This is a genomic window from Blastococcus sp. KM273128 (assembly GCF_021698975.1).
GTDB lineage: Bacteria > Actinomycetota > Actinomycetes > Mycobacteriales > Geodermatophilaceae > Blastococcus.
The window spans coordinates 47,693-58,592 of the sequence record NZ_SSXA01000008.1 but is presented as its reverse complement, the minus strand read 5'-3'; the positions used below and the strand labels follow the sequence as shown (position 1 = coordinate 58,592).

Sequence of the window (10,900 nt, the reverse complement as noted above, 5' to 3'; positions counted from 1 at the left end):
ACGACGAACGGTGCGCACCCCCGAGCTCCTGACGGAGGGTGGCCGGACCGGACCTCTCGGTGCTCGACGCGTCGGGTCGGGTGACAGGCGCTGGTGTGCCGCTCACCCGCCCTGTGAGGTGCATCACACGGTGTCGAACGAGCGCCGCGTGCAGAGGTCCCACGCCGACCGGCGTGGACCACGGAGCGGACGCGCCCGACCCGGGCCGTCCAGGACCACAGGAGGAGCGCCGTGGCAGGGAACAAGGCCGTCCGGTACGTGGGACCGGGCAAGGTGGAGGTCGCGGACCTCGACTACCCCAAGCTCGAGCTCCAGAGCGGGCCGGGCGTGCACCCGTCCAACGTCGGGCGCAAGACACCGCACGGCGTCATCCTCAAGACGGTCACGACCAACATCTGCGGGAGCGACCAGCACATGGTGCGCGGGCGCACGACCGCTCCGGAGGGGCTCGTCCTGGGGCACGAGATCACCGGCGAGGTGGTGGAGAAGGGGGCCGACGTCGAGTTCCTCGACGTCGGCGACATCGTCAGCGTGCCCTTCAACATCGCCTGCGGCCGCTGCCGCAACTGCAAGGAGGGCAAGACCGGCCTCTGCCTGACCGTGAACCCCGACCGGCCGGGTTCGGCGTACGGCTACGTCGACATGGGCGGCTGGACCGGTGGCCAGGCCGAGTACGTGATGGTGCCGTACGCGGACTTCAACTGCCTGCGCTTCCCCGACCGCGACCAGGCGCTGGAGAAGATCACCGACCTGACGATGCTGTCCGACATCTTCCCGACGGGGTACCACGGCTGCTACACCGCCGGGGTCACCACCGGGTCGACGGTGTACATCGCGGGCGCCGGGCCGGTCGGGCTGGCCGCGGCCGCCTCGGCGCAGCTGCTCGGTGCCGCCGTCGTCATCGTGGGGGACCTGATCGAGGACCGGCTCGCGCAGGCCCGCAGCTTCGGCTGCGAGACGATCGACGTGTCGAAGGGCGACCCGAAGGACCAGATCGAGCAGATCCTGGGCGAGCCCGAGGTCGACTGCGGCGTCGACGCCGTCGGCTTCGAGGCGCGCGGGCACGGACCGGGGTCGCAGCAGGAGGCGCCGGCGACGGTGCTGAACTCGCTGATGGACCTCACCCGGGCCGGAGGCGCCCTCGGCATCCCGGGCCTCTACGTCACCGGTGACCCGGGTGCGGTGGACGAGGCCGCGAAGACCGGGTCGCTGTCCATCCGGCTGGGCCTGGGCTGGGCGAAGTCGCACGTGTTCACTACCGGCCAGTGCCCGGTCATGCGGTACAACCGCCAGCTGATGATGGCGATCCTGCACGACAAGGTGCAGATCGCGAAGGCGGTCAACGCCACGGTGATCCCGCTGGAAGAGGCCCCGCGCGGCTACACCGAGTTCGACCAGGGGGCGCCGCGCAAGTTCGTGCTCGACCCCCACGGGATGGCGGGCAAGGTCGCCTGACCGCGGGCCCACGCGGGCCCGGCGCCGCCGTGGCCGGCGGTGCAGGGCCCGCGTGCCGTGACGCCTCGAGTCACCGGTCGGACGGGCGCGCCACGTGGCGCCGTACCTGCTTGCGGGGGAGTGGGTGCGCTGGCAGGTTCCCGCCATGGCGACCGGCCGCGCAGCCCCACCCTTCCTCGACCGGTTCCTCGCCGCCGCGGATGCGGCTGCCCGGAGCCGACCCGACGTCGACCAGGGGACCGCCCGTGAGGTGTTCCGGGAGGCGGCGACGCTGATCGACGACGGTCTCGTCCTCGACGGTCTGGACGGGCACGACCCCGACGGCGTCGCCGCGGCGTACGAGGGAGCCGCCGCGGTGCTCCAGCTCTGACCCTGGACAGGCCAGCACAGGCGGGCCGGGGAGGTCGCTGGCAGGGTGGGCGGCATGGCCTCTCCCACCCCCGTCGTCGTGGTCACCGGTGCGAACGGGCTGGTGGGCACCGCCGTGTGCCGCGCCCTCGCCGAGCGGTCGGCGGAGGTGCGCGCCGTCGTCCGCCGCGCCGGCAGCGCACCCGCGCTCGACGGCGTCACCGAGCACGTGGGGGACTTCGCGGACGACGCCTTCGCCCGGGAGGTCACCGCCGGCGCCGACGCGGTGGTGACGACCGTGCACCCGATGGGCTCGCCCCGGGAGGTGCAGCACCGGGTGGGCGTCGAGGGCACCCCGGTGATCGCGCCGGCCGCGCGGGACGCCGGCGTCGCCCGGCTGGTGCACGTCTCCACGGCCGGCGTCTACGACCGCTCGGCCGGGGTCGGCGACGTCGCCGAGGACGGTGCCCTCCTGCCCGAGGGCAGCGGGGACTACCCCGACACGAAGATCGCCACGGACGCCGCGCTGGCGGAGGTCGGCGGGCTGACGACGGTGCTGGTGCGCCCGCCGGCGATCCTCGGGCCCGGCGAGACCTCGGTGTGGAACACGCTGCGGCCGCAGGCGGTCCGCGACGGGGAGAACCGGGCGAACCCCTCGCAGACCTGGGCGTGGGTGCACGTCGACGACCTGGCGGCGCTGATCGCCGACGTCGCCACCGGCGCCATCGCGACCGCCGGCGACCCGGAGGAGGGCCCCGTCGCCGGGGGGACGACGCCGGTCGTCGTGGCGGGGGAGCCCGCGACGTGGCGGGACTACCTCGGGACGGTGGCGGATGCTCTCGGTGTCGAGCCCGTGTGGACCGACGAGCCGGTGTGGACCGGGCAGTTGCGCGCCGACCGCGCGCGCCGGTGGGGCTGGACGCCGCGGGTGGACCTCGCGCAGGCCCTGGACGAGCTGCGGCGGGGCCTGACGGCGCGGTCGTGATCGCGCCCGGTCACAGCAGGGACAGGTCGAGCCGCTCCGACAGCAGGTGCAGCGCCGCCCGCCCCGCGCGTGAGTTGCCCTTCTCGTCCAGCGGCGGCGACCACGCGCAGACGCCGAAGCGCCCGGTCACGTCGCCCATGACCGCGCCCGCGACCCCGCTCTTGCACGGGAAGCCCAGGTCGTAGGCGAACTGGCCGGCCGCGTCGTAGGTGCCGCACGTCAGCATCAGCGCGTTGACGCGTCGGGCGAGGGGCTCGGAGAGCACCGCCGCGCCGGTCAGCGGGTTGACGCCGTCGTCGGCGAGGAAGCGGGCGGCGCGGGCCAGCGTGCGGGTGGTCACCGTGATCGAGCACAGGCGGACGTAGAGCTCGACGACCTCCTCCACCGGGTGGTGCACGTTGCCGAAGGAGCTCATCAGGTGGCCGATGGCCTGGTTGAGGGAGCTGCCCTCCCGCTCCGCCTCCAGCGCGGTCCGGTCCACGGTCGCCTCCTCGCCGACCAGGTCGCCGAGGAGGCCCGCGACGGCGCCGTAGGGGTCGTCGGCCGCCTCCAGCAGGACGTCGCAGACGACGAGGGCGCCCGCGTTGATGAAGGGGTTCCGCGGGACGCCCTTCTCGTGCTCCAGCTGGATGAGGGAGTTGAACGGGTCGCCGGAGGGTTCGCGGCCGACCCGCTCGAACAGGTCCTCGCCGACCAGCCGGAGGGCGGCCGTGAGCGCGAACACCTTCACCACGCTCTGGATCGCGAAGCCGACGTCGGCGTCACCGGTCACGTGCTCCGTGCCGTCGAGCTCGGCCAGCGCCAGCCCGAACCTGGTGGGCTCGGCCGAGGGCAGCTCCTCGGGCTGCTCCTGCACCCGGCCCTCCTCGGCGAGGTGCCGCGTCTGCTCGGCGACCTCCGCGAGCACCGCCTCGAGGTCGGCGGTCCGGTCGGGGGCAGGCGCGGGAGAGGGAGCCACCCACCCCCGCTACCCGCCGTCCGGTCGGGGACACGCCCGGACGCCGGCCGGGGCCGGCGCTACCCGGACGCGCCGTACCAGGCGGCCAGCCGGGCGAAGCCCTCGTCCAGCCCGACCTCCGGGCGCCAGCCGAGCGCGGCCCGGGTGCGCCGCTGGTCGAACCAGTGCGCCGTCGTGAGCTGCTCGGTGAGGAACCGGGTGAGCGGCGGCGTCGAGCGCCGTCCGGTCACCGACCACACCCCGTCCACCACGGCGCCGGCCAGCCAGGCCGCGTGCGCCGGCACCCGGCCCCGCGGCGGGGGCGCGCCGGCCGCCGCGCAGAGCCGCCGGAGCACCTCGGCCACCGGGCGGGGCTCGCCGTTGGAGACCACCAGCGCCTCGCCGTGCACGGCCCCGCAGGCGTCGACCGCGGCCACGAGGGCGGCCGCGGCGTTGTCGACGTAGGTGGTGTCGATCAGCGCGGCGCCCGAGCCGATGAGCGGGAGACGGCCCGCCCGGGCCCGTGCCACGATCCGCGCGACGAGCTGCTCGTCGCCGGGCCCCCACACCAGGTGCGGGCGCACGGCGAGCACGGCGAGGCCGGCCGAGTCCGCGTCCAGCGCGACCTGCTCGGCCAGCGCCTTCGAGCGGGAGTAGGAGCCGCGGGCGCGCGCCGGGTCGGCGGGCCCCGCCCCGGCCCCGAACAGCGGGGTGCCCGCGTGCGAGACGGACGGGGAGGACACGTGCACGAGCCGACCGACCCCGGCGGCGGCGCAGGCGGCGACGACGTTCCTCGTCCCCTGGACGTTGGCGTCTTCGTACTCGGCCCACCGGCCGGTGACGTCCACCTTCGCCGCGGCGTGCACCACGGCGTCCTGACCGGCGGCGGCGCGTGCCACCACGGCGGGCTCCGCGACGTCCCCGAGCACCTCGGCGCAGGGCAGGCCGGAGGGGCGGCGCTGCAGGACCGTCACCTCGTCGCCCCGGGCCAGCAGCCGCTGGACGGTGACCCGCCCCAGCATGCCGCTCGCCCCCGTGACCAGGACCCTCATCGGCCGCTCGTCCACCGGACCGGTGTGCCGGAGAGGGCCCGGGTCGCCCGGCGCGCCAGCACCGCCCGGTCGACCTTCGACTGGTGCCGGATGTCGACCGGCAGCGCCCCGGTGACGAGCACGGCGGCCAGGTCGACCCCGGCCGCTGCCCGCACCGCACCGGCGAGGTCGTCGGGCGCCACGGCGAGCCGCCCGGAGCGGGCCCGCCGGCGCCGCCCGCCGTCGGGCACGACGACGGCGACGGCGACCTGGGCGCCTCCCGGGCCGACGCCGACGACCGCCGCAGCGGCGACGGCGTCCAGCGACTCGATGCGCAGCTCCGGGCCGACCGGGGTGACCGGGCCGTCCGCGGTGGTGAGCACGTGCGCCAGCCGGCCCTCGACCCAGAGCCGGCCCGCGCCGTCGAGGTGCCCCACGTCCCCGGTGCGGTGCCACCCCGGGTCGCGGCCGGCGGCGCGCTCGGTGACCCACAGGGCGTCGTAGCGGTCCTTGACGTGCGGCGCGCGCACGGCGACCTCGCCGGTCACGTCCGCGGCGTCGGTGAGCGGCCCGTCGGCGGCGCCCGTGGGGGACAGCGGGCTGATGCGGAGCTCGACGCCGGGCACCGGCCGGCCGACGCAGACGCCGTTCCCCGGCCCGGCGGCCTCGACGTCGCCGAGGGAGACGTCGGTGACGGGCAGCGCCTCGGTCATGCCGTAGGGCGTGTGCAGCTCGGCCACCGGGAAGGTCTCGCGGAGCTCCTGCAGGAGGGGCACCGGCACGGGCGCCCCGGCCGACATGAGCAGCCGGACCCGGCGCAGCGCCGACCGCTGCTCGCCGGTCAGCTCGGGGGCGGTGGCGGCGACCCGGCGGAGGGCGGCCGGCGCGGCGAACACCACGGTGGCGTCCACCGCGGCCGCGGCGTCCGCCAGCTTCGCGGCGGTGAGCGTCGCGGGCGCGGTGACGTCGATGTCCGGCACCGACGAGGCGATCCCCAGGCCCGGTCCGAGGATGGAGAAGGGGGCGAAGGCGGCGACCAGCGCGTCACCCGGCGCCAGGCGGTACGCCGCCCGCACCAGCTCCAGCTGCGCGCCGACCTGGCGCTGGGTGTAGACGACGCCCTTGGCCGGGCCGGTGGCCCCGGAGGTGAAGACGACCGCGCAGTCGGCGTCCGGCGGCGCCTCCGCCGGCGCGGGCGAGGTGCGGCCGAGCGCCTCCAGCGCGGCCAGGTCGTGCTCGGCGCCGAGGGCCCGGCGGACCCGTGCCGACGCCGGGCCGGCCAGGACGCGCGTCCCGGGCAGGCCCATCGCCCGAGCGGCGGCCAGCCCGGCGGTGCTGCCGAGCACGTGGTCGGGGGCCGCGCCGCGCAGCGCGCGCCGCATGCCGCGGAGGCCGAGCCCCTTGTCGGCGACGACGATGACGGCCCCGGCGCGCCAGGTGGCGTACACCGCTGCCGTCAGGTCGGCGGAGGGCTCCAGCAGCATCGCCACCCGGTCGCCCGGGCGGACGCCCGCTGCCGCGAGCCCGGCGGCGAGGTCGTCCACCCGGCGGGCCAGCTGCGCCCAGGTGACCGAGGACCCGGCGGCCGCCACGACGGCCGGGGAGTCGTCGTGCGCGCGCGCGGCCAGCGAGGCCCAGGGCCGCGCCGGCTCCGCCGCCGCGCCGGCCGCCGGTTCCGCCGCCGCGCCGGCCGCCGGGGCGGCCGGCGCCGCTGCGACCGTGCCGGTCACCCACGCCGCGACCGCCTCGGCGTACCCCGGCGCGTCCTCCGGGAGCAGGTGGGAAGCGCCCTCGTAGCGGTGCACGTCCGCGCGGGGCAGCCGCTCCCGCAGGTCGGCGAGGTACTTCTCGCCGAAGACCGGGTCCCGGGGCCCCCACAGCAGCAGCGCCGGGACGTCCAGCGTACGGATGCCCTCGGCGATCGCCTCCTGCGCCGCGCGCGAGGGGTGGCCCGGCCGGAAGGGGATGTCGGCGACGAACTCGCCCACCGCCCGCCGCTGCTCGGCCGACCGGTAGGGCTGCGCGTAGGCGCGGCGGACCTCCCGGGGCAGCGCGGGCCGCGACAGCGCCGTCGCCCCGCGGACGAACACGGAGCTGGCCTGGGTCACGGCGGAGCGCAGGACGGGGGCGTGCGCCAGCCGGATCAGCGCCGGCCCGAGGTCGCCCTCCGGCATGGCGACGGCGGTGTTGGTGAGGACGACGCCCCGCACGTCCTGCCGGTGCTCGAGGGCCCAGCCCAGCGAGATGATGCCGCCCCAGTCGTGGGCCACCGTCACGACCGGGCCGCTGATGCCCAGCGCGGCGGTGAGTTCTCCCAGGTCGGCCACCCGCCGGTCGAGGGTCCGCGGTGCCGGAGGACGGTCCGACCACCCCATGCCCAGTTGGTCGGGTGCGACGACGCGCCACCCCGGCGGTGCCGCGGCGACCAGGCGGCGCCACAGGTAGGACCACGTCGGGTTGCCGTGGACGCAGAGCAGGGTCCCGACCGGGTCGTGGACGCCGTTGTCCAGGACGTGCCAGCGGTGCTTCTCGCCGTCCCGCCCCGGCACGGTGACCCACCGCGACCAGGCGGGGTCCAGCCCCGGCAGCTCGGCCTGCGGAGCCGCCGTCACCAGGCGATCTCGAGGCAGCAGGCGTTGAGACCGGAGCCGATCCCCATCAGCAGCACGCGGTCGCCGCCGGCGAGCGTGCCGGCCTCCCCGGCCAGCGTGAAGGGCACCGACGCGGGGCCCAGGTTGCCGCGGGTCGGGAAGGTCGTGGGCACGAGCGACCGGTCGATGCCGAACCGGTCGCACAGCGCCCCGGTGTGGACCTTGGACACCTGGTGGATGACGTAGCGGTCCATGCCCTGCGCCCAGTCGTACTCGGCGGCGGCGTCCGCCCAGAGCTCGCCGGACAGGGCGAGGCCGGCGTCGAGCAGGCCCTTGAGGTCGGTGTGCATCCCGTCGTTGTCGCCGGTGCACAGCCCGTGGTGCTGGGTCGCGGCCCGGCTGACGGAGCCGACCAGCCGGTGGCCCTCGGGGTGCTCGTCGGCCCGGCCGAGGACCATCGCCACGGCCCCGGAGCCGAGGGTGAGCGTGGCGAAGTGGCCCATCACGTCCTTGGCGACGGTGTCCGGCCGGTTGAGCAGGTCGATGGTGCGCTCCTGCACGGGCCGGGAGTCCTCGCCGTTGACCACCAGGGCGTACTGGACCATCCCGACGTCGATCATCGCCGCGGCCAGCTCCATGCCGTTGATGAAGCCCAGGCAGGCGTTGGTCACGTCGAAGTTCTGGCACGAGCTCGGCAGCCCGAGGGCGTCATGGACGGCGACGGCCGTGGAGGGCTCCAGGTGCTTGCGGCTGACCGAGGTGTTGACCATCAGCCCGATGTGCGCCGGGTCGACGCCGCTCTCGCTGATCGCCTTGGCGCCCGCGGTGGCGGCGCCGTCGACGAACGAGGCGCCGTCGGCCCACCAGCGCCGCTCCGTGATCCCGGCGAGCCGCTCCAGCAGCCCGGGCCGCAGCCCGACGCGCTGGTAGGTCTTCCCCAGCTGCTCGTCGAAGTCAGCCGACGTGACGACCTGCGGCGCGTCCGCGGTCTGCACCGCGAGGATCGCGGTGTTGCTGAATCGGTGTGTGGCGTTGCCGGTCATCAGGTCCGCTCGTGAGGTGTGGCGGGCGGCCGCCGTCCTCCCTGCGCCGCCCTCGTCCCGGCGCGCTTACCCCCGGGGGCAGCGCGCACACCGCACCACTCTGCCGGACGGCGCCCGAGCTGGGGGCCGAGGGTCGTCGGCGCAGCTCCCGGCGGCCGACGCCGGGCGTCCGGGTGCATGCTGGAGCCGTGCCACCGGGGACCGCCGCCACCCGCCACCCCGTGTTCGCCCGCGTCTACGGCCGGTTGGCCGCCGCGGCGGAGCGGCACGGGTGGGCCGAGGTCCGGGCGGGGCTGCTCGCCGGCACGAACGGGCGGGTGCTGGAGGTGGGCGCGGGCTCGGGCACGAATTTCGCGCACTACCCGCCCGCGGTCGCCTCCGTGGTCGCCGTCGAGCCGGAGCCGCACCTCCGCCGGCTGGCCGAGCGGGCCGCCGCCCACGCCCCCGTGCCGGTGCGCGTCGTCGGCGGCGTGGCGGAAGCCCTGCCGGTCGCCGACGGGACGTTCGACACCGCCGTCGTCACGCTCGTGCTCTGCAGCGTGGCCGACCAGCCGCGGGCGCTGGGGGAGCTGCACCGCGTGCTGCGACCCGGTGGGCGGCTGGTCTTCTGGGAGCACGTGCGGGCCGAGCAGCCGCCGCTGACGACCGTGCAGGACGTGCTCGACCGGACCGTGTGGCCGCTGGTCGGAGGGGGGTGCCACCTCGGGCGGGACACGGCTGCCGGGATCGCCGCGGGCGGCTTCACCCTGGAGACGGTGGAGCGGTGCCGCATGCCCGACACCCGCGTCCCCCTCCCGATGGCCCCGCACGTCCTCGGCACCGCCCGGCGGGGCTGACCGGCCCGCCGTTCCGGTCGCGCCCGGAGCGGCGGGCGCCGCACGATGTCCGCCGGGAGGTGGGGCCGGTGGCGGCGAGCACGCGCGGTCGTGGGGGAGGGGTGGGTGACCCCGCCCTCGCCGACTTCCCGGACAGCGCCCCGGCGACGCGGCGGTGGTGCTTCGCCGACCAGCTCGGCCCGCACTTCCTCGACGAGCCCGACCAGCCGGTGCTGCTGGTCGAGTCACGCGCGGTGCTCGGCCGGCGGCGCTTCCACCGGCAGAAGGCGCACCTGGTGCTCTCCGCGCTGCGGCACCGCGCGGCCGAGCTCGGCGACCAGGCCGAGTTCCACCAGGTCGGCACCTACGCGGAGGCGCTGGACCGGGTGGCCGAGCCGCTGAGCGTCTGCGCCCCGACGTCGTGGGGGAGCCGTGACTTCGTGCTCCGCCGTCCCGGGCTGGAGGTGCTGGCCGCCCGCGGTTTCGTGAGCACCCAGGCGGAGTTCGCGGCCTGGGCCGCCGGGCGGGGCCGGCAGCGGCTGCTGATGGAGGACTTCTACCGCGACGCCCGGCGGCGGCACGACGTCCTCATGGACGGCGCGGGCCCGGTCGGCGGCCGGTGGAACCTCGACGAGGAGAACCGGCAGCCACCGCCCGCCGACGGCCGCTCCCCGGCGCCCGAGCCGTGGTGGCCGCAGGAGGACGGGATCGACGAGGAGGTGCGCGCCGACCTCGACCGGTGGGAGGCGGCCGGGGAGGTCTCCTTCGTGGGGGACGACGGCCCGCGGCTGTTCCCGGTCACCCGGCGGGAGGCGCTGCGCCGGCTGGACGACTTCCTGGACCACCGCCTCGGCGCCTTCGGCCCGCACGAGGAAGCGATGCTGGCCGGCGAGCGGTGGCTGGCGCACTCGCTGCTGTCCCCGGCGCTCAACCTCGGGCTGCTCGACCCCCTCGACGTCGTCGCGCAGGCCGAGCAGCGGTACCGGGACCCGGTCGCCGACGGGGCGCCGCTGCCGCTCAACAGCGTCGAGGGTTTCGTGCGGCAGGTCATGGGCTGGCGCGACTACATCTGGCACATGTACTGGCACCTCGGCCGCGACTTCCGGCACCGGAACTTCCTCGGGGCGCGGGCCGGGGTGCCGGCCTGGCTGGCCGGCCTCGACGACTCCGCGGTGGACGCCGCCTGCCTCTCCGGCGTGCTGGGCGACCTGCGGCGGGACGGCTGGGTGCACCACATCCCGCGGCTGATGGTGCTGGGCAACTACGCGCTGCAGCGCGGCATCGACCCCTCGGCGATGACCGACTGGTTCCACGAGACCTTCGTCGACGGCTACGAGTGGGTGATGGTCGCCAACGTCGTCGGCATGAGCCAGCACGCCGACGGCGGGGTGCTCGCCACCAAGCCCTACGCCTCGGGCGGCGCCTACATCGACCGGATGAGCGACTACTGCGGCGGCTGCCGGTACGACCCGCGGAAGCGGCTCGGCGAGGACGCCTGCCCCTACACCGCCGGGTACTGGGCCTTCCTGGAGCGCACCCGGGACCGGCTGGCGGGCAACCACCGCATGCGCCGGCCGCTGCAGGGCCTGGACCGGCTGAAGGACCTCGAGGCGGTGGTGGAGCAGGAGCGCGACCGCGGCACGACCCCGCCCTGACCAGGTGACGCCCCGCCACCGGCGGCGGGGCCGGCCACGG

At 76.4% G+C, this 10,900-nt stretch carries 9 protein-coding genes; 5 read left to right on the top strand and 4 right to left on the bottom strand.

Annotated elements, in window-relative coordinates:
• Positions 1–231: 231 nt before the first annotated feature.
• The 3 genes from fdhA to E9529_RS04190 all read left to right on the top strand — a co-directional run bounded on the left by fdhA (position 232) and on the right by E9529_RS04190 (position 2,788).
• Positions 232–1,455: a formaldehyde dehydrogenase, glutathione-independent gene (fdhA, locus tag E9529_RS04200; RefSeq protein ID WP_236829849.1), complete on the top strand. Its 1,224-nt coding sequence runs from the start codon at positions 232–234 to the stop codon at positions 1,453–1,455.
• A gap of 145 nt (positions 1,456–1,600) precedes the next feature.
• Positions 1,601–1,825: a hypothetical protein gene (locus tag E9529_RS04195; protein WP_236829848.1), complete on the top strand. Its 225-nt coding sequence runs from the start codon at positions 1,601–1,603 to the stop codon at positions 1,823–1,825.
• A 54-nt stretch (positions 1,826–1,879) separates the two neighbouring features.
• Positions 1,880–2,788 (top strand): NAD(P)-dependent oxidoreductase, encoded by a 909-nt coding sequence (locus tag E9529_RS04190; RefSeq protein WP_236829847.1) that lies wholly within the window; start codon positions 1,880–1,882, stop codon positions 2,786–2,788.
• 10 nt (positions 2,789–2,798) lie between these two features.
• On the opposite strand, the gene glsA is transcribed toward E9529_RS04190, so the two are convergent.
• Genes glsA through E9529_RS04170 form a run of 4 tightly spaced genes read right to left on the bottom strand, consistent with a single transcriptional unit; the run spans position 2,799 to position 8,390 of the window.
• On the bottom strand, positions 2,799–3,746 hold the full coding sequence (glsA, locus tag E9529_RS04185) for a glutaminase A (protein ID WP_236829846.1): 948 nt from the start codon (positions 3,744–3,746) through the stop codon (positions 2,799–2,801).
• 59 nt (positions 3,747–3,805) lie between these two features.
• Positions 3,806–4,777 carry an NAD(P)-dependent oxidoreductase gene (locus E9529_RS04180; RefSeq protein ID WP_236829845.1) on the bottom strand — a complete coding sequence of 324 codons (972 nt, stop codon included), beginning with the start codon at positions 4,775–4,777 and terminating at the stop codon, positions 3,806–3,808.
• Positions 4,774–7,368, bottom strand: a complete 2,595-nt coding sequence (locus E9529_RS04175) for an alpha/beta fold hydrolase (protein WP_236829844.1) — start codon at positions 7,366–7,368, stop codon at positions 4,774–4,776. The genes E9529_RS04180 and E9529_RS04175 overlap by 4 nt, the downstream gene beginning before the upstream one ends.
• On the bottom strand, positions 7,365–8,390 hold the full coding sequence (locus E9529_RS04170) for a 3-oxoacyl-ACP synthase III (protein WP_236829843.1): 1,026 nt from the start codon (positions 8,388–8,390) through the stop codon (positions 7,365–7,367). The genes E9529_RS04175 and E9529_RS04170 overlap by 4 nt, the downstream gene beginning before the upstream one ends.
• A 188-nt stretch (positions 8,391–8,578) precedes the next feature.
• Here E9529_RS04170 and E9529_RS04165 point away from each other — a divergent pair, with 188 nt between their 5' ends.
• Positions 8,579–9,226, top strand: coding sequence for a class I SAM-dependent methyltransferase (locus E9529_RS04165; protein WP_236829842.1), 648 nt, complete (start codon positions 8,579–8,581; stop codon positions 9,224–9,226).
• Positions 9,227–9,327: 101 nt separating this feature from the next.
• A complete protein-coding gene (locus E9529_RS04160) occupies positions 9,328–10,860 on the top strand; it encodes a cryptochrome/photolyase family protein (protein ID WP_236829841.1) in 1,533 nt (510 codons plus the stop codon).
• Positions 10,861–10,900 lie beyond the last annotated feature (40 nt).